Raw genomic sequence first — 21,161 nt, 5'->3', positions numbered from 1 at the left:
TACAGTAGCCCGCCGCTTAAGAAATCGTGGCGATTACCGCGCCCGGTTCCAACCTCGAGCCTTCCTTTGCCACACGGCTTAGCTTGCCCGCGGCCGGAGCCTTGACCGCGGATTCCATCTTCATGGCCTCGATCGTGGCGATGGCCTGGCCTTCCTCGACGGCCTCGCCGTCTTCTACATTCCATGCCACGAGGTTGGCCTCGTAGGGGCAGGTCACTTCGTTGCCGCTGCCGCTGGCCCCAGACGCCGCGCTTGCCGACGCCCCCTTCACCGGCCCCTGCGACAACATCTCCGTGGGGAAGCCCACGCTGACCAGCTTGCCGTCGATTTCCAGCGCCACGCGGGTTCGCTGCGCGTAGATAGCCTCCACCGGAACGGTGGCGCTCGTGGCCTCCGCGGAGGGACGGTAGTTATGGTCGAGCCAGTCGGTGTAGATGCCGGCCGCGGCATCGGCGTCGCCATGGTCCACGAGGACCTGGGAGGAGACCATATCGCGGTGGAAGGGCAGCACGGTGCGAACACCGTCGATATCGAATTCCTGGAGGGCCTGCTGCGCGCGCTTCAGCGCGATCTCGCGGGTCGGCCCCCACACCAGGAGCTTGGCCACGAGCGAGTCATAGTAGGGCGGCACGATGGAACCGGAGCGCACGCCTGAATCAACGCGGATGCCAGGGCCCGTTGGCGGCTCAAAACGCACGACGGTGCCCGGGCAGGGAGCGAAGCCGTTGAGGATGTCCTCGGCGTTGATGCGGAACTCGAAGGCGTGGCCGTTCGACACAGGGTCCGATGCTGACGCATCGTACGAAGACGAGGACGAAGAAGCGGACACGAAGGAGAGGGGTTCGCCGGAGGCAATGCGGAACTGCTCGGCGATGATGTCCACGCCCGTAACCATTTCGGTCACCGGGTGCTCCACCTGCACGCGGGTGTTGACCTCGAGGAAGGAGATCGTGCCATCCTCGGAGACGATGTACTCGACGGTGCCAGCACCGGTGTAGCCGACCTTCGCGCAGATGGCGCGGGCACCTTCGTGGATGCCGGTGCGCTGTTCGTCGCTAAGCGCAGGCGCCGGGGCCTCCTCGATGAGTTTCTGGAAGCGGCGCTGCGTGGAGCAATCGCGGGTGCCCAGCACGGCGACGTTGCCGTGCGTATCGGCCAGAATCTGCGCCTCCACGTGGCGCGGGTGAGTCAGGAATTTCTCCACGTAGCACTCCGCGCGCCCGAAGGCCTCCTTGGCTTCGCGGCCGGCGGAGTTGAAGGCCGCCTCGATGTCCTCGAGGTTCTCCACCACCTTGAGGCCGCGTCCACCGCCGCCGTAGGCAGCCTTAATCGCGATAGGCAGGCCGTGTTCCTCAGCGAAGGCGCGGGCCTCCTGCCAATCATCAATGGGGTCTGAGGTACCCGGTGCCAGCGGGGCACCGACCTCTTCGGCCACGCGGCGCGCGGCAATTTTGTCACCGAGCAGCTCGATGGATTCCGGCGAGGGACCAATCCACGTCAGGCCGGCCTCCGCCACGGTGCGGGCGAAGTCCGCATTCTCCGAGAGGAAACCGTAGCCGGGGTGGATGGCGTCGGCGCCGGCGCGCACGGCGATATCGAGCAGCGCCGGGATGTTCATGTAGGTATCCGCTGCGGAGTTGCCGGGCAGGGCATAGGCTTCATCAGCCACCTGGGTGTGCAGGGCGCCGGCATCGGCTTCGGAGTAAATGGCGATGGAGCGGATGCCCAGGTCACGCGCGGTGCGGGCAATACGGACGGCGATCTCGCCGCGGTTAGCAATAAGGACTGCAGAGATCATGGGTGGGTGTTCCTTTACTAGTGTTTAAGCGAGTTCAAAGCGGACCGTCGCCCCCGGCGGGAGCTGTGCGGCGATATCAATATCTTCTTCAAGGACGGTGGCGATGACCGGGTAGCCGCCGGTCACGGCGTGATCGCGGAGGAAAATCACGGGCTCACCGCTCGGTGGGACCTGGACGGAGCCTGCGACCATGCCCTCCGAGGGCAGCTCGCCCTCGCGGGCGCGGCCCAAAGACACGGATCCCTCCGGGCCGACCAGACGCACGCCCACGCGGTTGGACTGTGCAGTAACGGTCCACTCCGTAGCCAAGAATGCCTCCAGGCTTTCGGGAGTAAACCAGTCATCGCGCGGTCCGAGCACGCAGCGCAGCACACCCTCGGTCTGTCCGTGCGCGCCTTCGCGAACGCGCATCGGGTTGCTCAGCTGCGCATCGGTCATCGCGGTGGAGCGGGGGAGGACACCAATGACATCGCCCAGTCGCACCGGTGCAGGTCCCAGCCCAGAAAGCACGTCAGTGGAGGCCGACCCCAGCTCCGCATCCGCCACGATGCCACCGCGGATAGCAATGTAGCTGCGCAGGCCCACCGTCGCGGGATCCACGGTCACCGTCGAACCAGCGGTGACGAGCACCGGGCGTGCGAGGTGTACCGGCATATCGTCGAGAAGCACGCGGGATTGGGCGCCGGTGACGCACACGACGGCGTCGGTCAGCGCGCGCAGGCGAATGCCACCGATATTCTCCAGCACGGTGGCACCGCGGGGGTTGCCCACCGCGACGTTGGCCGTCGCAGCCGCCGCCAAGTCTGCTGCGCCCGAAGGAGTGACGCCCAAGTTGCCGCGGCCGGGGCGGCCCTGATCCTGAAAGAGGGTGAGCAGGCCGGCATCGAGGACTTCCAAGCGCGGCAAGCGCGCGGGGGTACGGCGACCAAAAGGCGTGGTAGAGACCACGTCGGGCAGTGAACTCACCGCACGGTAGCGCACGCGGTCACCGGGCTGGACCAGTGCCGGCGGGTGGGCGTCAGATTCCCACATCGGGGTCGACGTGGTGCCCAGCAGCTGCCAGCCGCCGGGGGAGACCCTGGGGTAGACCGCGGAGAAACCGCCGGCGATTCCGACGGCACCGGCCGGCACCGCGGTGCGCGGGGTGGCGCGGCGCTCGATGTCGAAGTTCTGTGCCGGGTCAGCCGGGGTGCAGTACGTAAAGCCGGGGGCGAAACCGCCAAAAGCAGCGAGCCACTCGGTGGAGGTATGCCAGTCAATGAGGCCCTCGCGCGACATGCCCATCAATTCGGCGGCCTCCTCGAGGTCCTCGCCGTCATAGAGAACGTCGATCTCCACAAAGCGCGGATCCTCGCCCGCCTGCGCGGTGGGGTGGAAGTCCTGCAGCTTCTCAGCGGCTGCGGCGGCGGAATTCGGCGTGGCAAAGGTCAGCAGCAAGGTGGTGGCGGCGGCGATTGCATCGACTTGGTCCTTGAGCGGATTAGCGTCGAGCGCCGCGTGCCACGCCATGACCTGGGACAAGTCCTCCAGCTCGATGAGCAGCGCGCGTGTTCCTACGGGGTGAATCTGCATCAGATGGCGCTCCGAATCTCAATTCCGCGCGCCTGCAGTTCCTTCACGACGCCGCGCAGCAGTTCTACCGCACCGGGCGAATCACCGTGCGTGCACACCGACTGGGCATCCACGTTGAGCACGGAGCCATCGATGGCGGTAATGGATCCGGTTTCGGCGACTTCGAGGACGCGCTTGACGACGTCCCCCTCATCACCCATCACCGCATTCGCCTCTCGTCGAGAGACAAGCGTGCCATCGGGGTTGTAGTTGCGGTCAGCGAAGGCCTCGCGGATGACGGTGAGTCCCTTCTTCTCGGCGATGTCGACGGCGACGCCGCCGGGCAGCAGCATGACGGGCAGATCTCCGAAGGCCTTGATGCCGTCGATAACCGCGTGGGCCTGGGCCTCGTGGTGGACGATGGTGTTGTACATCGCGCCGTGCGGCTTCACGTAGGCCACCTGTGTCCCGTTGGCCTGGGACAAGGCTTGGAGGGCACCGATTTGGTAGGTGACTTCGTCGGCAAGCTCCGCAGGGGCGTAATCGATGAAGCGACGGCCGAATGCTGCTGGGTCGTTATAACCAACGTGCGCGCCGACGGTAACTCCTGCTTCTGCGGCCGCCTTCAGCGTTCCCGCGATGGAGTGCGGATCGCCGGCGTGGAAGCCGGTGGCGACGTTGGCGGAGGAGACGAGCTGGAGCATCGCGGCGTCATCGGCCACGGGGTTGCCGGCGGTAGTCTCGCCGAGGTCAGCGTTGAGGTCTATGTGCAGCGCGCTCATAGCAGGAGGACACCTCTTCTATAGTTCCCGAATTGTTGAACAATCTATGGGTGACTAGTGTAGCCCGCATCACGTCACTTTGTGAAGTGTGTCCCTCATCTTTGCCGTTGTGGGAAGTGAAAGCACCCCCATCGCGAACGTGATGGGGGTGCTGCTATCTGGCGCCGATAGTGTGGCGCCTTCAAAAGCTTAGGTGTAGAAGCCTTGAATTAGAACGGGAGCTTGATGCCCAGTGCCTGTGCGGCGGCCGGGCCGATTGCTGCCAATGCACCAACAACGCCGAGGACGATGGCGGCGATGCCGAGGTCGGTCGGCTTGCCATCCTCAGAGGACAGCTTGCCCTTGAGGTCAGCGGAGGATCCATCCTTGTCGCTGCTGCCCTGGTCACCCTCGTTGCTGCTGCCTTGGTCGCCCTTGCCTTCGTTGGAGGTGATGGAAGAGCCGGTCTGGGTGTTGGGCTCCTCTGCGTTGGCGGCGGTGAGGCCGGTGAGGGTCAGGGCGCCGGCCAGTGCTGCGGCGGTCAGGTTACGGGAGATGCGCTTCATGTTTCTTCTCCTGGGAATAGATATACGTGTTCTTGGATAGTCGATGTCAGCCGATGTTGCCACCGTTAGCTAGTTTCGACTCACTACATATTAACCATAGGCATGTGAGCTAGGTCAATGGTCTGGATGATTTTTTGACGTGCTCTATGCAAACTCCTACGAATATTCCAGGTTGCGTTGCGGTGGTGAGCAGTGTTGGCGGGGGAGTTATGTGGAGTAAAACGCGCGAAACCGCGCTCCTTCGCCCACTGGATGAGAGGGCTGGGGAACGCGGAGCGAGTTGTTAGTTGGCCTGCGGCCTAGAGGTCTCCTTAGAAGACGAGCTTGCGGCGAGCAACGGCAGCACCAGCAGCGATCATGGCTGCGAACGCCAGTGCAGCGAGGGCGCGGGCAACGGTGTTGGAGCCGGTCTCAGCGGAGATACCGCGGGACTGCGCCGGAGCCTGTGCCGGAGTCTGAGCAGCAGTGCTGTCAGCAAGCTGGCCGCCCTGGGCGATGACCTCGTCCTTGTTCTCCTGCAGCATCTGCTCGGAAGCGGCCTTCTCCTCAGCGGTCGGAGCGTCCTTCTGTGCAGCCTCCTGGGACTTCACGTAGGTCTTGCCATCCTTGGCCAGGTACCAGGTCACACCACCGATGACGAGGGCAGCCGGCAGAGCCAGCCAGGCCAGCTGCTTCTTGTCGAAGTCAGACTCGCTGGAAGAGGGATCCTCGTTGGTGGAGCCTTCACCCTCGTTGGTGGAACCTTCGCCGTCGTTGGCGGAGCCTTCGCCGTCGGTGGAGCCCTCTTCGTTACCTTCTGGGGCTTCACCCTCGGCTGGGTTTTCACCTTCGTTCGACGTTTCCTTTAGGAGCTCTTGGTACTCTGGCGAATTCTCCCAAGCGAACTGCGCCTGCTCGGCGGTCAGGGTGGTGGCACCGCCGAGATCGTTGGTGCTCTTGTAGCTGCCGTCGGCCTGCTTCTGGTAGGTGACGCCATCGACCGTGAGCTCAGCCGGAGCCGGGATCTGGGCAGAGGCGACTGCGGTGCCGCCCAGTGCGAGGGAACCAGCCAGAACGGCTGCGGTCAGGGTGCGGTTGATGCGCTTCATAAGCTTCTCCTTGCGGGGTTTGTGAGGTATGTGAGAGGGATTCAACCCGACGTGAACCACAATAGCCACAACTTTCACATTAGTCACAAGGGTTTCGAAATGTTGCCCCGTAACATGGCGGATGCTTTTCGTGCCAGACGGGTGACATGTTCGGTGGGTTGAGGCCTTCAACCGCGACGCTGCAAGGCGCGTTAACCTGCAAGAATAAGAACTGTGAAGTCTATTGAGCTGCGAAAATGTTCGATATCTGGGTGTTGTGGTGGAAATCCCCCTGAACGGGGGATGCTGCACCGGGCTTAGCGCTGTTCTGCGGCGGGGTCGGGAGATTCGGTTACGCCCTCAAACTGCCATCCCACCACGGCATTGCGCACCGCAGCAGCCAAAGGGTTGGCCGGCTGGATGCAGCTGATGGTGAGAAGGCGACCGGGCTGGGCATCGGTGCCCCAGATGCTTTCATCCTGCTCAAGGCCGTCCTTCGACGGATCGTGCAGATCTGTTGCTGTGTATACCAACCATTGCTCGCCGGAGTTCTGCGTGCGCAGGTACAACTTGTCGCCCACAGAGGCTTTGTGCTCGTTGGCGCTACCGTCATAGAGGTTATTGAACACCGCTGGTACTCCCGCTCCGGTATGTCCGGCGACCACTACGACGTCCTGCGCATCCGTACCGGGGAGTGAATACGGCTTATCCTCCGCGGTGTAGGTACAAGCTTTATTCATCGAGTCCGGATTGATCTTGTTGTCTTTGACTCGGCAGGAGCCTTCTTCAAACTCTGCGCGCACATCAATTGTCGGGATGTATATCTCCACCGCTGGGGAGGGTTCGATGACTGCGGCGGGTTCCGTGACTACGTCGGCGGGTTGCGGCGCGGGTGTTTCTGGCTCCTTATTGAACTTGAGCGCGGCGACAATACCGACGATAACCAACGCCAGAATCAGGAGGACCCCCATCCCGCGACGGCTGACAGGCTGGCGATGGCGCGCTGCGTGGCGCCGTGGTGAAGTTCCTTGCTTTCTCGTCGGCGCTGTTCGTGTTGGCGTTTGTTGGGCAGGTGCCGGTGGGGAAGCGGATCGTCGTGAAGGGGTAGCGGTCGAAGAGGAAGAAGCTAACCGTTCTTGGCTGGGGCGGCGTCGCGGGCGGTAGGAAGGGCGCTCGGGAGTAGTGCCCTTGTGATCCTGGGCGGAGCTGCGGCGGCGTGCGCGCTCAGCTCGTAGATCAATACGGATCCCTTCTTCTGGCAGGCGGTAGCTATCGCGCTGCGCCGAGTGGCGAGAATCCATAGTGAGCTCCTGAGAAGAATGATGATTAGAAAATTACAGTACTACTGGCTCAGTAACCATTCCGTAGGTACTCGTCGGGATTTACTTGCTACCGAAGCTCACTCACGGGCCTTCCCTCAACTGCGAGCTGAAAACGAAGTGCGTAGGTGATGAGCCAGTGGGTGGACATGAAGTGGCCGTCGACAAGCTGCGGGTGCGCACTGACCGCGAGTGTGTGAGCGCGTGACAGGACGGAAGCGTCGAAATGCTCGGCGAGCTCAACCAGCATCCATGCCCTGGTCAGTGCCAAGCCGTAGAGGTGGGATAGGCGGCCATCGGTTGGGTCGAGCACCTCAGGGATTTGTGTAAGAAAGTCCAAAGCTTTGGCGCGGTGGGGAAGAAAGCCGTCGAACCAGTGTGGGAAGTCTGGCAGCACGCGCGACATGAGCAGCGCTTCCGATAGCCCGTTGGACAGGAAATCGTGCCCAGACAGCTCCCATTCGAGCGAGTAGTTGTGGTCGTCGCCAAAAAGGCGGGCAGCAGCCTCGCGCACCGAGCTTGCCAGCGATTCCAGCCCGAGTTTCTCCGCGGCCTCGAGAATGAGGAAAAGATTGAAGGCTGTATTGGAATGCATACCGTGTCGCACCGGTTGGTTGAGTGAGTCGAGCCAGTCGCGGCAGTGCTGTGCGGTGAGCTCTACGAGCTTGTCCATCGCTTCGCTGGGCCGGATGACGGCTAGCTGCAGCAGCCAGGCGCGCCCATAGGGTATTTCATATCCGGGGTGGGCAAGGAGGTAGTTGTATTCCGTGGTGAGGGCTTCTGTGCTGAGGCGATCGTCGAGAAGCGCAGAAAGTTCTTTGGGAGACTCGGGACCGAGAATCTCGTTTAGTAGCGTGCCTGAGTACTGCATGTGGACGCTGGAGTGCCAGTTGAAACAACCGTAGAAACTGGGGTGCAGCTTGCGGGGCGCACGTCGCAGTCTTCTGTGGAAGCGCTTGTGTGGTGCATCGCGGCGGGGAATTCGCGCTCGAGTGCGGCCGCAATTGTTTCCGCCCAGTCGCTGGCACAAGTTTCTAGCGAAGTCATGCGTTAAGTATGGCAAAGCTGAAGGTGGGGTGTGTCTTCTCTTGACTTCTGGGGTGTGCGTTTGAAATTGACCATCGAACGCATGAGCGACATTGTGGTGTTGATGTCCGGTCGCCCTCGTATTCTTTAGAGCAGGCATCCAAGAGGTGGGGGAATGCACGTCCGCACGCACGCGGTCTAGCAAGGGTGTCTGGAGCTACAGGCAACACTTCGTCTTGGGGGTTGCCATTATCGAAGAAGGGGGAACCTTGAGGTTCTTGGAACACAAGCCGACGACGTTTAGTAAGAGACAAGTACATCGAATAGGAAGTGCGTTACGGAATGGAGAAGCGGTTGATGAGGAACGGTTTGGTCTGTTCTTGGACCAGCAATCAGCCCTGTGTGATGCGATAATTCAAAAAGCAGGTCAGACCATGGCACAACTTGATAATCGGTTGACGCTGAGTTCAGACTCGATTGTGGAGCCAGATTCAGATACATACTTCCTGGGTTCTCGTGTAAAAACACGAGACACGTTGAGGGAGAAGTTGAGTCGAATGCCGAGCTTTCCTTTGGAGAATATCCAAGACGTCTCTGGAGTACGGCTGGATCTCGACGTGACTCTAAAGGAACAATCGATACTGGCGGAGCTTCTTTCTCGAGATCTTATGAAGGCTGGGGCGAGGAAGGTAGAGCTCCGGGACATGCGCGAGGAACCGCACTCGGGCTATCGCGCGGTGCACCTACATGTGATGTCTGAGGCCGGGCGTGCAGAAATTCAGTTACGAACGGCGCTTCAGTCGCAGTGGGCAAACCTTTATGAAATGGCAGGAGACTTGTATGGGAGAGAAATCCGATACCTCGAATTCGGCGGAAAAATTCCGGCAGAATTTGAGATTGAGACCCGCGCTTTGCATGAACTGTCCGAAGTCGTAAACAGGGTGGAAAGCTCGTCGATATTCTTACTGAGCCTTTCGAAGGCAACCAACCTGCTGATACAACGCAAAGAGAAGCACGTCAATTGCGACGTAGCATGTATAAGATGCTAGATAAATTAATCCATGAATTCGAAGAACGCCGAGTTCAACGTGACGTGGAGGGAGAATAAATCGATGCCAGCCTATTTGATTAAATACCATCGACCGACAGGTGCACTGGAAGTAACTGAGTACGAATCCCTCATCGAGGGAACCCGCGCTCGTCATAGACTGGATCAAGTAAATAAGGATCCTGATGTCGAGATTGTGGCGATTGGCGCTAAGAATTTAGAATCCGTCCGCCATACGCACGCGCGCTACTTCTTCCGCGAGAAGACCGCGCCACCGTACCCCTTTGTGGCTTAAAGCTTGAAGCTTTGAATAGCGCAGTTGGCGAATACTAGCCGCGAAGGATTTTCTCCATGGCCTTTCCTTTGGCTAGCTCGTCAACGAGCTTGTCCAGGTACCGAATATTCTGCATCAGTGGGTCCTCGATGTCCTGGACACGGTGTCCGCAGATGCTGCCAGTGATGAGGTGGCGAGACGGGTTCAGTTGAGGGGCCTGCTCGAAGAACTCCTCGAGGGTGCTCTTTTGCTCCCGGACCCTCCCCAGTCCTTCAACCGAGTAGCCGGTAAGCCAGGTGATGACTTCGTGGAGCTCGCTGACAGTCCTGCCTTTGCGCTCCACTTTGTTGACGTAGTGCGGATAGATGTCGGCGAAGGGCACGGAAAAGATTCGATGAGGCATGTGGCGCAGTATATTCGTGGTCCTCGAAATGCGTGGAGGCCGTTCGGCGTCGCGGGTTAGCCGTGCCAGAGCGACGAGATTAGCATCGCCCAGTGGTTGTCACCTATTGGTAGGAATCGCCTGCGCTGTTGTGGTTCCGCAATGCTCCCGCTGCCGTTCTGCAAAGACTTTGTTGCCATTCTGCAAGGTTCCCATTGCCGTTCTGCAATGCTCCCGCTGCCGTTTGATCATGCTGTGAAACGCCAAAAAGAGGGCACCCTCGGCCGCTGCGAAGCGGTGTGAAGGTGCCCTCTTTTGTAAAGTCTGGGTGGGTGAGATAGCTGGGTTAGTTCCAGACGGGGGCATCGCCCAGCTGTAGCTCGGAGTAGCGCGCTTCCGGAACGGTGGCGGAGTAGGGCTTGCCCACGGCCTCCCATTCCTGGTCGGCGTTGCAGCGCACGTCCTGGCCGTCGGTGTCGAGCATGGTAAAGCCCCACACCAGCTTGCCCTGGGAGTTGGCCGGCAGCGTGTACGGCCCCACCTTCTGGTTGAGCTTCCAGTGCTGCTCGCTGACGTAGTGGAAACCGTAAGTCTGGGTGAGCACCTTGGCCAGCTCGCCCTCGCCCTTGATGGAGCCCGAGACCTCGATGGTCTGGGTGCGGGCCTGCGTCACAGTGTGGCTGACCGGCACCGGCTCAGCGTTGCGGTTGGCCACGCTGGTGGCGTCCGTCTGCTTGAACCAGCGGCGCTTGGCAGTGACGTAGGTGCCGTTCTCACCGGGCGTCGAGCAGTGCGTGCCCGGCTGGAAATCATCATTCCAGCGCTGAGGTAACTCGAAGTCCCCGCCGAAGTCGGCAGCGTGGGCTACAGGAGCAGCCACCAGCAGGCTGAGTGCGGCACAGGTGCTCGCGATGGACTTCTTTAGCACGCCTTAGCCCCAATCGTTGTTGTCGCGCGTGGAGACCTCAATGTGGCGCTCCTTCGGCAGGGTAGCGGTGAAGGTGCCGCCGTTGGCCTGCCAGGTGTGGTCGGAACCGCAGATGGTCTTCTGACCCTCAAAGTCGGAGACGACCCAGCCGGCGCGCAGCACAGCGGTCTTACCCGGAGCAATCTTGTACGGGCCAACCTGCTCGCCCACCTCGTAGGATTGGGAGTCGGTGTAGCTGGAGGAGAAGGTGAAGTTGATCAGATCCAGCAGCTTGAAGTCAACGCCGGCAGAGACGTTCCAGGTCTTGGTCTTGGTCTCCGTAATGGAGCGGGTTACCGGCAGCGGCTCGTCGTTGTAGTTGGAGATGGTCCAGGAACCGGCGGAGCCATCGAAGTAGGTGCGCTTGATGTTGACGGTCTGGCCGGTATCACCCGGGTTAGAGCACTGCTCGCCGATGGTAGTCGGGTTAGCCGGGCCCAGGTCACGTGCCGGGAGAGCGTTGGCGGCTGGGGCAGTGATCAGGCCGCAGGCGATGGCAACGGCAGCGGTGGTGGAAGCAATCTTGGTCTTGAACATGGTGATTTCTCCTTGGGAAGCAAATGGGGGATTAGTAGATGGTCTGGGTCGGAACAGGAAGGTTGCGGTACTCGTCCGGGGTCACGTCCTCGGTGCGGGTGGAACCGTCCTTGCCCGTGATGGTGGCCTCCGCCCAAAATCCACTCGGCGCGGTGGTCTGCTTGTAATTGGAGGTCAAGCTGTACTTTCCGTCCTTGCCACAGTGCAACTCGCGGTAGTCGATGCGAGTCATAGTGGTGCCGTACTCCACGCGCACGCGCTCACCGGGAGCCAAGTCGATGTGCTCGAGTTCGGTTCCCACCGGCATGTAGGCGCGCTTGACCGCACCGACAGACTCCAGCCAGCCCTTCGGGATATCGCCGCGGTTGCCGCGCCAGTTGGTGTACGGCGCGTGCTCCGCGCCAACGACGAAGTCGGTCACCGGCGCGTACTCATAGTCACCCTTGGACCAGTTAAGGAAGTCCGTGGAGTAACCCGGTTTGCGGAAGGTTGGTTTCACAGCGGTGATGTCCAGCGGGTACCAGGACTTATCGCCGCTCTTGCAGGTTTCACCTTCCTTGGGCCAGGACGGATCGCGCTGCAGCTCTTCAGAGGGCTGCATGATTTCGTCCTTCTTCGGGTCCGCAATCTTTTCCAAGCTCGGGCCGGACACGGAGGTGTAGTTGCCCTCAACGGGCTTGGAGTTCGCGCCCGGGGAGCGGGAAGGAATCTCCATGGCCAAGTCCGAAATCGAACCATCGGCCTTGATGATGTAGGCAAAGGCATAGCGCTCAGCCGGGCCCTTGCCGCGGATGACGTTGGCGCCGGGGAGGTTTTCCAGGCGGTCGTCGTTGCAGCCGACGAACATGGAGATGAAGTCCTTCTCCACCACGCCGTACTCCACGCGGAAGGACTCGCCCGGCTTCAAGGTGATGGGGCCGAAGGTTTCCTTGTCATGCCAGCCGTTGGACAGCTTCAGCCCGATATCGGACTTAGCGGTGGTATCCCAGCCAGAAGGCATTGCGGCCTTGGAGTTGGCCTCGATCTTGTGGTTGGTGCCGGTCTCAATGGAGGCGGTATAGGGCACGTCCTGATCGGTGGTGTTCTTGAACTGCAGGGTGCCATCGCTTAAGTAGCGGCGGCCAGTCTCTGCGAAGTGCCACTCCGGGGTGGTGATGCTTTCGCCGGACGCACTGCAGCTTTTGTAGAGGTTGGTAATGGGATAGGCCTGTGGCATGGGCGGGATGTCGGCCGCCTGTGCAGCAGGGGTAATGAAGGCCGCGGCTGCCGCCAGCGGTGCAAGCGCACGCAGTCCCTTAATGAGCACCTGTGTACCGTCCTTATATTTTGTTAAAGAGTAAAGAAAGATTCATAAAATCTGGGTACATCTTAGGAGGCGCTGGGTAGTCCGGCAATGGGGTTGCGCAGGCCTTCAAGGAAAAGTTAGGGGTGTAAAGTAACTTTCTTCCAGCCTTTTGACCTTTCGTTCACAACCTTTTGATTACCTCAATGCAGGGGTGGGACATGTGGGGGCGTCTTTTCTCCTTAGAACAGGTCCCAGATGGTAATGGCCAAAATGATTGAGCCCAGCGCAAAGACGAAGTAATTCCATGGGTCATGTCGGAACTTTTTGTATTCCTTGACCTTGTGGAACATGTACACCGGCAGCAAGAAGATGAGAATTGCATCAAATACGCCGCCCACCAGGTAGATGAGGTTGAGAATCGGTGGATTAAACACGGAGACCGCAGTGCCGGTGATGAAAATGAAGACGTAGACGATGGTTAGTAATGTACGTCGGTTGACCCGGTTTGCTGTACGCGGAGCCAGCAGGCCAACCATGTAGGCGGTACCTTCTTCTGCGCCGAGCATTGTTCCAAAATAGGAGGTCACGATGGCGAAGATGACAATTAACGGGGCCAACACGGCCAGCGCGTGAACTCCGGTGACATTGGCAAAGTAGGACAACACCGGAATGTTTTGCTCGGAAGCCTCCCGCATACCGTCAGCCCCCAGCGCCAAGACGCATGACCAGACAAAGAACATGGTGAAGATGACCAGCAGCGCGGCCGTGTAGAGCTCAATGCGCGAGACTCGTTTTTCGGTGTTCTTGCCGTAAGTGGATTGCATGTCCACTGACATTTGCGATAGCGCCGCCATGTGGGAGAAGGAGAAAGCCAGCACGGGGAGAATAAGAACGGCGCCGAGCAAGATATTTGGCCAGCTTCCGTCTTTGTAGTCCACGTCCAGGAAGGAATGAAAATCCCACTGGGGGATGAGGTAGATCGACGTTGCTGCAAGCGAAATGATGAGCGGATAAACCAGAATTTGTGCCAACCAGAGCATGGGTTTGCGCCCGATGGCGAAAATGCCGGTGAGGGTGCCCACGCACAGCACCGAAAGCGCCCAGCGGTTGATGGAAGGTCCATGGAGCTGGTTAACAATGAAGCTGTCGATGGCATTTGTTACGGAGATGGCATAGATGAACACCGTGGGGACGTTGGCCAGGGAGTACATCAATGCCACGAACAAACCTGTGTTGCGTCCAAGGTACTTGCGCACCAGTTCCAAGATGTCCAGCCCGTAGTCCTGGGTGGGTGCACCGGCGACAATGCGGGCATAAGTGCGGTGGGAGAAATACACCAAAGGGAAAATGATCACCGTGGCGAAGGCGAGCGGCCAGAAGCCAAAGGCTCCTGCCTGTAGCGGCAGGAAGAGGATTCCGGCACCCATCGCGGTGCCAAAAAGCGCAAGAACCCAACTCAGCGCCGTGCCTTCGGACTTCGGTGGTGTGCTCGCAGACTGTGTGGAATCCCCCGAGTCGGTGGTCTGTGCAGTGGTGTCGGCTTTGGACGAAGTCATAAAATTCTTTCTAGTAATCGACGGCCTCGCGGACAATTGGGCAGGTCATACAGTGCCCGCCTCCTCGGCCGCGCCCCAGCTCTGCCGATCCGATCTCCACTACCTCAATGCCGGCGGCACGCAACTTGGCGTTGGTGTGTTTGTTGCGGTCATAGGCCACCACCACGCCGGGTTCGATAGCCACGACGTTGTTGGCATCGTCCCACTGCTCACGGGCGGCAGCATAGGTATCGCCGCCTGTTTCGATGACCTCGAAGGCGTCAATGCCCAGCGCCTTGGCGACGACCTCGAGGAAGGACTCGGTGGGCAGTTCGACGTCGAAAGGCGCCGTGCTTGTCGAAGGATGCAGGACTATCGGCCGGATGGTGTCTACCACCTTGGGGTAGGCGGTGACCTTGTCGGCGTCAAGGAACGTAAGCACGGTGTCGAGGTGCATGGAGGCGCGCTCCTTGGCCATGGCCGCAATGATGACCTTGGTGGCGGCACCCTCCTCAAATAGGCGCATGGCCAGCTGACTCACGCCCTGCCAGGTGGTGCGCTCACCCATGCCTACCAGTACGATGCCCTTGCCAATCGGCATGATGTCACCGCCTTCCAGTGCCGCAAGCCCCGGTTCCTCATCGGTGTTGCCGTACCAGAACTTGAAGTCTGCCTGCGCAAACCGCGGGTGATAGTTATAAATAGCGCGGGTGAGCAGCGTTTCCTGGTGGCGCGCTGGCATACGCATGGGATTGAGGGACACGCCGCCATAGATCCACGCCGAATTGTCCCGCGCATACTGCGTATTGGGCAGCGGGCGCAGCGCGAAAGCGGACGGGCCGTAGACCTCACGCATGGCATCGATGGTGCCGTGACCCAGGCCCTTCGGGATTTCGGCGAAGGGTAGTCCGCCAATGAGGAGTTCGGCCAGGCGTGCAGTGGGCATCTCATTGAACCAGTGGCGCAGCTCGCCGCCAATGCCCGCACCCACATTCTTATCGAGGAGCTTGTAGTCGAGGATGAAATCCCGCCCACCCGGGGTGTCCAGAGTTTCCTCTAAAAGCGTGTGCATATCTAACACTTCGACGCCGTAGTCGCGCAGCTCGGCGACGAACTCCGCATGGTGTTTCTTGGCTTCGTCGACCCAGAGGACGTCGTCGAAAAGCAGCTCAGCGCAGTTACTGGGGGTGAGCCGCTCGTGCGCGAGCCCGGGTGCGCACACCATGACTTGGTGGAGTTTGCCGACCTCGGACCAGACTCCTAACGGGGAAGCTGCCATGTTTCTGAAACCTTTCTTGACGCCTGCACGGCGCCATCCTGCAACGTGGTGAACTGGTTCACCGGAACTATTGGTCTGTGAACTACACGACAAGTTTATGAAGGAGGCGTATTTTTTCAAGCCTGAGTGGGTGATGGAAAGTCCACGTAGATGCAGGTTTTACGGCGCGATGCATAATATCATTCACTTTTATTCATGTATCACCGGTGAATAAGTGGTCGCATTCCTGTCGCGCTTGCCGACGCCCCCGTCCCTCCATCACTGCGACGACCCTAGCGGTGGCGGACACCGCAGACCGACAGTAAGCCGGATGTATAACTTTGGGTGGGGTGGAAACTCTGCGCGAATATTAGGGATCGGGGTGCGGGGGTAGGCGTGGCGTGCAGCGCACGGGGGAGTGGGGGGTTGTTGCGGGGCTTCAAAGTCTTCGACATTAGGGCTGGGGTGGGCATCGCTGAAAATAACTCGAACGCGCGGGTTGAACAGCCGGCGGACGAAATAGCAAGCGAGCACGTGCTTGCTCAACAACATTGATGAGCCACGTAGTGTGAACATATGGCACAGGACTCCGTAGAACCCATATCAACATTGCCCCGCGGCGAGTTCGCCTTTCCGGGGCCGCTCCGTGACGCTCTCGTTACCGCCATTCTGACCGGCACGAAAACCACTACGACATCCTTACTGGTTGAACACCCGCGCGGCCACGACCCGCGCGAGGATGTGGGCACTCTTGAGGCCGTACTCGATTCGCGCGATAACGTGGTCTGCGTCATCCGCACCACCGAGGTCCAGGTCTGCCGGCTTGTGGATGTCATCGACGAGCACGCCATCGCCGAGGGCGAGGGTTACGCCGACGCCAGTGAATGGCGCGCCGGGCATGAGCAGTTCTGGCGCTCACCCGAATTCGTTGAGTACATCGGAGAGATAGACATCAATGACGACACCCAGGTGGTGTGTCAGCGTTTCACCGTTGACGGGCGGTACCCGGTTAAGGGGCTGGAGGCGTGGGACGCCGAAACCTAGGAGAGTCGGTAGACCTCGTAGTCATCCGGCACGCCTGCGTCGGGGACGCGGTGAAGCCCGAGTTTCAAGGCTAGGGCAATCGATGCCTCGTTGGTGGGATCGATGATGGCGACGACCGGAAGCTGCGGGAATCGCTCGCGCGCACTGGCAATCGCAGCGGCCGCAGCCTCCTTGGCAAAGCCCTGTCCCTGCGATTCGGGTGCGAAGCGGTAGTAGAGGTTGAGCACTTCTTCACCTGCTTCCTCGCTATGGCGCACACCGGTAAAGCCTATGGTCGTGCCATCAAGCGTGGATACCACGTAGTAGCCCAGCTTCTTTTCCCGCCAGTTCTCTTGCCATGCGCGTGTTAGCTCCACGGCTTCTTCTCTAGTTTTCATCGCCAGTTCAGGGCGGTGCTCGTACGTACGGGCATCCGAGTGGATAGCAAAAACGGCGTCAATATCGGCATCTGTAGGTACCGACATTGAAAGCCGCGGGGTGTGGAGGACGTGAGCATCGTTCATTGCGACTCCTAAGATTGAAAGCTACGGTCTGCCAAGGTTACCCAATCTGGACATGTGTGGCGCAGTCGTTCTTGATCGAAGGCTGCACTGCTGCGCTGGTCGGTGAGAAAACGATGTTGCTTCAGACCTCTGATACGGGTTCCTCTACCAACTGGCCTGGTTCTTCAAGGGCTTCTTTCTCGAAGAATGAGGAATCCTCGGCAGCGTTTCCTTCGCTGACATCGCGTTGAACCGTCTTCTTCAGAGCACCCTCAATGAGCGTGCAAAGCGATTCCCTTCGACGTTCAAAAAAGGTATCAAAGTTGTCACTGTGCAGTACTTCAGGCGAAATGAGGTGTCCGCGGAGAACGTCGTCCACGCCGTCAGCATCGAAGCCAGATTCGCTCTCAATCTTGGACAAGTATGCCGAAGGTGCCACGCCGCCGATAACACGGTTCGTGCGTGCACTCAGTGTCGTTTTGTTGACAATAGACTCGCGGCGCTCGTTATCGATTTCGTTTTTCTTGCACCAGTCCCGGGGGAAAATATGGTGAATGTCGACAGCCATGTCCCTGTACTGGAATGCGCTGCGGGTGAACTACCGGACGACCCGACAGAACCTGGGCTATGCCACGGCCATTCTGGAGGGTGCCGAGTGGGTGGATTCGGAAGAGAATATCGACGATCTGCATGGCTACCGTTCGGTGCGCCAGGGGCCGGCACCGGTTGTCGTGAATTCTGCCAGCAAGGCCGAGGAAGCTGAAACCTTGGCCGCGCATATTCGGGACTGGACCGCCGGCGAGGACGACGTTTCCATTGGCGTGCTGACCCGCACCAACTCCCGTAAGGATGAGATTGCCACGCAGCTAGGTGAACTAGGCGTGGCGGTGAGCACCGGGCGGCGCACCTCCCGGGAGCGCCCGGTGGCGGTGATGACGATGCACAACGCCAAGGGCTTGGAGTTCACGCACGTGATCTTGCTCGACGTGAGCAGGGAGGCGCTGCCTGATGAAGGGGCTTGCGCCGGCGGAGGCTGACGAGGCCCTGCAGCGCGAGCGGGCGTTGCTCTACGTGGCGGCCTCGCGCGCCCGCGATGTGCTCGTGGTGAGCGTGGTGGGGGAGGCTTCGGAGTTGTTGCCTTCGTAAAGCTAGGGAGCGAAGCGTAGGGGCCACTCTAAAATGAGGGAAGTGGTCTCCACCTGATTGGATAGATCATAATTATTTCTACCCCATGTAGGGGTAACAGCATTCTTTTTTGGAGGCTAGTCGTGGGTTAGCAAATGTGGAGCTTTAGGGACAAGATGCTAATGACCAACGGCTTTTGCTTACGCTGACGATTAACATTTTTAACATCGTGTATCGTTTGTGATGTTTCGCACGTTTGACGGTTGAAGTGGCGATAATCTTAGTACCGGTTCGTACCGACGAAGATTTGGGAAAGGGGCGACTTCAAAATGGAAGCTCTAGGTGTGATTAGTGGAGTACTTTGGTCTCCGGCCCTAGTTGCATTGCTGCTTGGTGCGGGTTTGTATTTTACGATTGTGACCAAGGGTGTCCAGATTCGATGTATTCCAGACATGCTTAGGCAGATTCGGAGCTCTGAGAAATCATCTTCTGGCATTTCGTCACTTGAATCTCTGATGGTGTCCCTTGCGGGCAGCGTAGGTATCGGAAATATGGCCGGCGTAGCGACGGCGATTGCTTTTGGTGGCCCGGGTGCCGTTTTCTGGATGTGGACCGTTGCGATTATGGGTGCTGCTTCATCATTTATAGAATGTACGCTTGGACAAATCTATAAAGAGAAGGATCGGGATACCGGGGAATATCGCGGCGGTCCAGCGTATTACATCGAAAAGGCATATAGGGGGACTCGGATAGCGCCCTTTATGAAAGTTCTGGCAGCCGTTTTTGCACTGGTTGTTACCCTTTCTACAGGCTTTTTCTTGCCGGGCATTCAGTCGAATAGTGTGGCTGCAGCGCTGGCCAACGCTTGGGGAATTGATATTAAGGTCTCAGCAGCAGTACTTACTGTTGCAATTGCAGTCATCATTTTGGGTGGAATTAAGAGGATAGCGAACTTCGCTTCCCTGGTTGTTCCACCGATGGCAGGCCTTTATATCGTGTTCGCAATAGTTATCCTGTGTGTCAATTTTGAACAAATTCCAGAGGTCTTTGGGCTCATATTTAGATCTGCTTTTGGCCAGGAGCAATTGTTCGCTGGGTTATTGGGATCAGCGGTGATGTGGGGTGTCAAGCGCGGTGCATATTCTAATGAGGCAGGACAAGGAACTACCCCTCAGTCAGCGGCAGCAGCAGAAGTTTCTCATCCAGCTAAACAGGGGCTAGTGCAGTCTTTTGCGGTGTACGTTGATACCTTGTTCGTTTGTTCCGCGACAGCGTTCATTATTATTTCGACGGGAATGTACAAGGTTTACGAAGAGCCCACAGAAGAGGGGCCAATTCGCTATAGCGGAAACCTTCCTGACGGAGTAGCCGTAGGTCCGGGATTCGTTCAAAATGGGCTTGACACCGTATTTCCCGGCTTTGGATCGTCGTTTGTAGCGGTTGCAATCGGATTCTTTGCCTTTACAACTGTCCTTGGCTCCTACTACTCCGCCGAAGTGAATCTAAGCTACTTCAATCGGTGGGTAGACAGCCTACGGGTCCGTCGAGGATTGATTTGGGCATTGAGGATACTCTTACTTTCATCCGTATTTGTAGGGGCAATATCTACTCCGACGGTCGCATGGGCGCTTGGTGATATTGGTATGGGTGCAACCGCCTGGCTGAATATTCTTGTTATTCTTGCGCTCCAGACTCCGGCCGTAGCATGTCTGAAAGACTACATGATGCAAAAGAAGCGTGGTCTCGATCCGGAATTTGAGCCTCAACGATTGGGAATCAAAAATGCTGATTTTTGGGAGGAGAGCAGTCAAAACTATGAGAGCGCGGAGCGTTGTCATTCTGAAACTGAATTATGGGAAAACTCGAGGGACGATGATCCAGGAATAGCTGTTTCGTCGCAGGTCAAGTAGATAAGGATTAAATATGATTACTGTGATTCAACCAGATCCAATCGTAGGTTTGGATCGGTTCGAAAAATGGCTCGACGATGAATATGAAATTGTTCCTCCGACTCCTTCTCTTAATGATTGCGGTGACCGCATCATCGTGCTCGGCGGAAGGATGAATGCCAACGATGGTGATTGGTTGGTCGATCTGCGCGAACTGTTGAATGAAGCTGTATCTCGAGAAATTCCGGTCCTAGGGATATGCCTAGGACATCAAGTTCTTGCGTCGGCGTTTGGCGGAACAGTGAGCTTGGATACTGGCGTGGAGGATGGTCCGTTCAGAATCGAATTGACCGAAGAAGGCCTTGCTGACCCGTTGTTTTCTGGAACTAATTGTGAGTTTTTCGCAGCAGAATCTCACTATGACTCAGTCACCGATCTTCCCGAAGGTGCAGTATTGCTCGCATCGAGCGAAAACGCGATTCAAGCCTTCCGAATCGGGTCAGCAGTTGGAGTTCAATTCCACCCAGAAGCTTCACCGGAGACGATGGCCTTTTGGGCTACGCTTTCCGATCACAGTGAAGAAGAGATGCGCAAAAAGATGACTGCTGTAGACAATCAAATTGTCGAGGTCGGACAAAGCATTGCTTACAACTTCAGTGCACTTTAGAATCTTTACTGACTTTTCGGCCGGAGCTACTACGAAGTCTCGAAGGTGCTTCTGTAGTACCGTTGGCGAGGGCATCCTCTGCATACCACTCTAAGCGTCGTTCACAGGCATAGATTGTCTGCTCAAGCGCAGGGCTGCATCCGGACAACGGAGTGCTCCCGTGAGTCCTAAAATCAGGAAGATGAGGGGTGCGTTTGATGGGCTTTTCGCCAAAAGGGATCCCAGCAAGCATGGCCAGCTTCTGTGTTTGCCTGAATGTTGGGGTACTTTCACCTATTAGCCAAGAGCGCAAGGAGTGGAAGTCAGGCTTTTTCCAATTCATTGATGGGGAGCTGCGTTCTCTCAACAGCCCATTCAAGGACAAACGGGGACATAGGGACGAGTACGGTCATAGCCCCTCCTATCGATGCATGCTTCCCTGGTATTTGAGTGTTGGAAGCAAGTTTAGAGGATAAAAAGAGCGTACGTACAGCACGGCTCCGGAATCTCACAACGGCTAACGCGCCCGTGAAGAGTGACAACCTCATCTTCACAGGCGCGCATCAGCAGTGGAAGGCGCGAGCCTACCGCCCAAAGTTCT

At 58.5% G+C, this 21,161-nt stretch carries 22 protein-coding genes; 7 read left to right on the top strand and 15 right to left on the bottom strand.

Annotated elements, in window-relative coordinates; translation table 11 throughout:
* Positions 1–16 precede the first annotated feature (16 nt).
* From ABZS45_RS07615 to ABZS45_RS07585, 7 genes are all read right to left on the bottom strand, one after another.
* Complete coding sequence (locus ABZS45_RS07615) at positions 17–1,798, bottom strand: acetyl/propionyl/methylcrotonyl-CoA carboxylase subunit alpha (RefSeq protein WP_412099311.1); 1,782 nt, start codon at positions 1,796–1,798, stop codon at positions 17–19.
* 24 nt (positions 1,799–1,822) lie between these two features.
* Positions 1,823–3,370 (bottom strand): 5-oxoprolinase/urea amidolyase family protein, encoded by a 1,548-nt coding sequence (locus ABZS45_RS07610; RefSeq protein WP_412099310.1) that lies wholly within the window; start codon positions 3,368–3,370, stop codon positions 1,823–1,825.
* Positions 3,370–4,131 carry a 5-oxoprolinase subunit PxpA gene (locus tag ABZS45_RS07605; RefSeq protein ID WP_412099309.1) on the bottom strand — a complete coding sequence of 254 codons (762 nt, stop codon included), beginning with the start codon at positions 4,129–4,131 and terminating at the stop codon, positions 3,370–3,372. The genes ABZS45_RS07610 and ABZS45_RS07605 overlap by 1 nt, the downstream gene beginning before the upstream one ends.
* 209 nt (positions 4,132–4,340) lie before the next feature.
* Positions 4,341–4,676 (bottom strand): hypothetical protein, encoded by a 336-nt coding sequence (locus tag ABZS45_RS07600; protein WP_216380986.1) that lies wholly within the window; start codon positions 4,674–4,676, stop codon positions 4,341–4,343.
* Positions 4,677–4,987: 311 nt separating this feature from the next.
* Complete coding sequence (locus tag ABZS45_RS07595; protein ID WP_412099308.1) at positions 4,988–5,764, bottom strand: hypothetical protein; 777 nt, start codon at positions 5,762–5,764, stop codon at positions 4,988–4,990.
* Between the two features lie 296 nt (positions 5,765–6,060).
* Complete coding sequence (locus ABZS45_RS07590) at positions 6,061–7,044, bottom strand: hypothetical protein (protein WP_412099307.1); 984 nt, start codon at positions 7,042–7,044, stop codon at positions 6,061–6,063.
* 88 nt (positions 7,045–7,132) lie between these two features.
* Complete coding sequence (locus ABZS45_RS07585) at positions 7,133–8,248, bottom strand: DUF2891 family protein (RefSeq protein WP_412101155.1); 1,116 nt, start codon at positions 8,246–8,248, stop codon at positions 7,133–7,135.
* Positions 8,249–8,522: 274 nt separating this feature from the next.
* On the opposite strand from ABZS45_RS07585, the gene ABZS45_RS07580 reads away from it, so the two are divergent.
* A complete protein-coding gene (locus ABZS45_RS07580) occupies positions 8,523–9,137 on the top strand; it encodes a hypothetical protein (RefSeq protein ID WP_412099306.1) in 615 nt (204 codons plus the stop codon).
* Between the two features lie 12 nt (positions 9,138–9,149).
* On the top strand, positions 9,150–9,431 hold the full coding sequence (locus ABZS45_RS07575) for a hypothetical protein (protein ID WP_236659317.1): 282 nt from the start codon (positions 9,150–9,152) through the stop codon (positions 9,429–9,431).
* Between the two features lie 34 nt (positions 9,432–9,465).
* Here the strand turns inward: ABZS45_RS07575 and ABZS45_RS07570 are convergent, their stop codons facing one another.
* From ABZS45_RS07570 to ABZS45_RS07545, 6 genes are all read right to left on the bottom strand, one after another.
* Positions 9,466–9,813, bottom strand: a complete 348-nt coding sequence (locus ABZS45_RS07570; RefSeq protein WP_412099305.1) for a DUF2200 domain-containing protein — start codon at positions 9,811–9,813, stop codon at positions 9,466–9,468.
* A 325-nt stretch (positions 9,814–10,138) separates the two neighbouring features.
* Complete coding sequence (locus ABZS45_RS07565; protein ID WP_284847365.1) at positions 10,139–10,720, bottom strand: hypothetical protein; 582 nt, start codon at positions 10,718–10,720, stop codon at positions 10,139–10,141.
* A gap of 3 nt (positions 10,721–10,723) precedes the next feature.
* Positions 10,724–11,296: a hypothetical protein gene (locus ABZS45_RS07560; RefSeq protein ID WP_412099304.1), complete on the bottom strand. Its 573-nt coding sequence runs from the start codon at positions 11,294–11,296 to the stop codon at positions 10,724–10,726.
* 31 nt (positions 11,297–11,327) lie between these two features.
* Positions 11,328–12,602: a hypothetical protein gene (locus tag ABZS45_RS07555; RefSeq protein WP_412099303.1), complete on the bottom strand. Its 1,275-nt coding sequence runs from the start codon at positions 12,600–12,602 to the stop codon at positions 11,328–11,330.
* Between the two features lie 218 nt (positions 12,603–12,820).
* Positions 12,821–14,137 carry an amino acid permease gene (locus ABZS45_RS07550; protein WP_412099302.1) on the bottom strand — a complete coding sequence of 439 codons (1,317 nt, stop codon included), beginning with the start codon at positions 14,135–14,137 and terminating at the stop codon, positions 12,821–12,823.
* 10 nt (positions 14,138–14,147) lie between these two features.
* On the bottom strand, positions 14,148–15,395 hold the full coding sequence (locus ABZS45_RS07545; protein WP_412099301.1) for an arginine deiminase: 1,248 nt from the start codon (positions 15,393–15,395) through the stop codon (positions 14,148–14,150).
* A 555-nt stretch (positions 15,396–15,950) separates the two neighbouring features.
* On the opposite strand from ABZS45_RS07545, the gene ABZS45_RS07540 reads away from it, so the two are divergent.
* Entirely contained in the window at positions 15,951–16,418 is a 468-nt protein-coding gene (locus ABZS45_RS07540; protein ID WP_412099300.1) for an ASCH domain-containing protein, read from the top strand.
* Here the strand turns inward: ABZS45_RS07540 and ABZS45_RS07535 are convergent.
* Together ABZS45_RS07535 and ABZS45_RS07530 are read right to left on the bottom strand one after the other, a co-directional pair.
* Positions 16,415–16,921 (bottom strand): GNAT family N-acetyltransferase, encoded by a 507-nt coding sequence (locus ABZS45_RS07535; protein ID WP_412099299.1) that lies wholly within the window; start codon positions 16,919–16,921, stop codon positions 16,415–16,417. The two genes, ABZS45_RS07540 and ABZS45_RS07535, sit on opposite strands and share 4 nt — an antisense overlap.
* A gap of 121 nt (positions 16,922–17,042) precedes the next feature.
* Positions 17,043–17,468 (bottom strand): hypothetical protein, encoded by a 426-nt coding sequence (locus tag ABZS45_RS07530; protein ID WP_412099298.1) that lies wholly within the window; start codon positions 17,466–17,468, stop codon positions 17,043–17,045.
* On the opposite strand from ABZS45_RS07530, the gene ABZS45_RS07525 reads away from it, so the two are divergent.
* The 4 genes from ABZS45_RS07525 (at position 17,455) to ABZS45_RS07510 (ending at position 20,581) form a co-directional block, all read left to right on the top strand.
* Positions 17,455–17,937: a 3'-5' exonuclease gene (locus tag ABZS45_RS07525; protein WP_412099297.1), complete on the top strand. Its 483-nt coding sequence runs from the start codon at positions 17,455–17,457 to the stop codon at positions 17,935–17,937. The two genes, ABZS45_RS07530 and ABZS45_RS07525, sit on opposite strands and share 14 nt — an antisense overlap.
* Complete coding sequence (locus tag ABZS45_RS07520) at positions 17,909–18,046, top strand: hypothetical protein (protein WP_412099296.1); 138 nt, start codon at positions 17,909–17,911, stop codon at positions 18,044–18,046. Before ABZS45_RS07525 ends, ABZS45_RS07520 begins: the two co-directional genes overlap by 29 nt.
* A 308-nt stretch (positions 18,047–18,354) precedes the next feature.
* Complete coding sequence (locus tag ABZS45_RS07515; RefSeq protein WP_412099295.1) at positions 18,355–19,935, top strand: alanine/glycine:cation symporter family protein; 1,581 nt, start codon at positions 18,355–18,357, stop codon at positions 19,933–19,935.
* A 13-nt stretch (positions 19,936–19,948) separates the two neighbouring features.
* A complete protein-coding gene (locus tag ABZS45_RS07510; RefSeq protein WP_412099294.1) occupies positions 19,949–20,581 on the top strand; it encodes a type 1 glutamine amidotransferase in 633 nt (210 codons plus the stop codon).
* Positions 20,582–21,161: the final 580 nt, after the last annotated feature.

The sequence above is a fragment of the Corynebacterium aurimucosum genome, assembly GCF_046895345.1.
Classification (GTDB): Bacteria; Actinomycetota; Actinomycetes; order Mycobacteriales; family Mycobacteriaceae; genus Corynebacterium; species Corynebacterium aurimucosum_G.
This window is presented reverse-complemented; position numbering and strand designations above follow the sequence as displayed.

What these genes read in the sequence shown, in the direction of transcription:
- ABZS45_RS07615 (WP_412099311.1), bottom strand. Translation starts at nt 1,798, where the DNA reads ATGATCTCTGCAGTCCTTATTGCTAACCGCGGCGAGATCGCCGTCCGT.
- ABZS45_RS07610 (WP_412099310.1), bottom strand. Translation starts at nt 3,370, where the DNA reads ATGCAGATTCACCCCGTAGGAACACGCGCGCTGCTCATCGAGCTGGAG.
- ABZS45_RS07605 (WP_412099309.1), bottom strand. Translation starts at nt 4,131, where the DNA reads ATGAGCGCGCTGCACATAGACCTCAACGCTGACCTCGGCGAGACTACC.
- ABZS45_RS07600 (WP_216380986.1), bottom strand. Translation starts at nt 4,676, where the DNA reads ATGAAGCGCATCTCCCGTAACCTGACCGCCGCAGCACTGGCCGGCGCC.
- ABZS45_RS07595 (WP_412099308.1), bottom strand. Translation starts at nt 5,764, where the DNA reads ATGAAGCGCATCAACCGCACCCTGACCGCAGCCGTTCTGGCTGGTTCC.
- ABZS45_RS07590 (WP_412099307.1), bottom strand. Translation starts at nt 7,044, where the DNA reads ATGGATTCTCGCCACTCGGCGCAGCGCGATAGCTACCGCCTGCCAGAA.
- ABZS45_RS07585 (WP_412101155.1), bottom strand. Translation starts at nt 8,248, where the DNA reads ATGCCTGCTCTAAAGAATACGAGGGCGACCGGACATCAACACCACAAT.
- ABZS45_RS07580 (WP_412099306.1), top strand. Translation starts at nt 8,523, where the DNA reads ATGGCACAACTTGATAATCGGTTGACGCTGAGTTCAGACTCGATTGTG.
- ABZS45_RS07575 (WP_236659317.1), top strand. Translation starts at nt 9,150, where the DNA reads ATGAATTCGAAGAACGCCGAGTTCAACGTGACGTGGAGGGAGAATAAA.
- ABZS45_RS07570 (WP_412099305.1), bottom strand. Translation starts at nt 9,813, where the DNA reads ATGCCTCATCGAATCTTTTCCGTGCCCTTCGCCGACATCTATCCGCAC.
- ABZS45_RS07560 (WP_412099304.1), bottom strand. Translation starts at nt 11,296, where the DNA reads ATGTTCAAGACCAAGATTGCTTCCACCACCGCTGCCGTTGCCATCGCC.
- ABZS45_RS07550 (WP_412099302.1), bottom strand. Translation starts at nt 14,137, where the DNA reads ATGACTTCGTCCAAAGCCGACACCACTGCACAGACCACCGACTCGGGG.
- ABZS45_RS07545 (WP_412099301.1), bottom strand. Translation starts at nt 15,395, where the DNA reads ATGGCAGCTTCCCCGTTAGGAGTCTGGTCCGAGGTCGGCAAACTCCAC.
- ABZS45_RS07540 (WP_412099300.1), top strand. Translation starts at nt 15,951, where the DNA reads ATGGCACAGGACTCCGTAGAACCCATATCAACATTGCCCCGCGGCGAG.
- ABZS45_RS07535 (WP_412099299.1), bottom strand. Translation starts at nt 16,921, where the DNA reads ATGAACGATGCTCACGTCCTCCACACCCCGCGGCTTTCAATGTCGGTA.
- ABZS45_RS07525 (WP_412099297.1), top strand. Translation starts at nt 17,455, where the DNA reads ATGTCGACAGCCATGTCCCTGTACTGGAATGCGCTGCGGGTGAACTAC.
- ABZS45_RS07530 (WP_412099298.1), bottom strand. Translation starts at nt 17,468, where the DNA reads ATGGCTGTCGACATTCACCATATTTTCCCCCGGGACTGGTGCAAGAAA.
- ABZS45_RS07520 (WP_412099296.1), top strand. Translation starts at nt 17,909, where the DNA reads ATGAAGGGGCTTGCGCCGGCGGAGGCTGACGAGGCCCTGCAGCGCGAG.
- ABZS45_RS07515 (WP_412099295.1), top strand. Translation starts at nt 18,355, where the DNA reads ATGGAAGCTCTAGGTGTGATTAGTGGAGTACTTTGGTCTCCGGCCCTA.
- ABZS45_RS07510 (WP_412099294.1), top strand. Translation starts at nt 19,949, where the DNA reads ATGATTACTGTGATTCAACCAGATCCAATCGTAGGTTTGGATCGGTTC.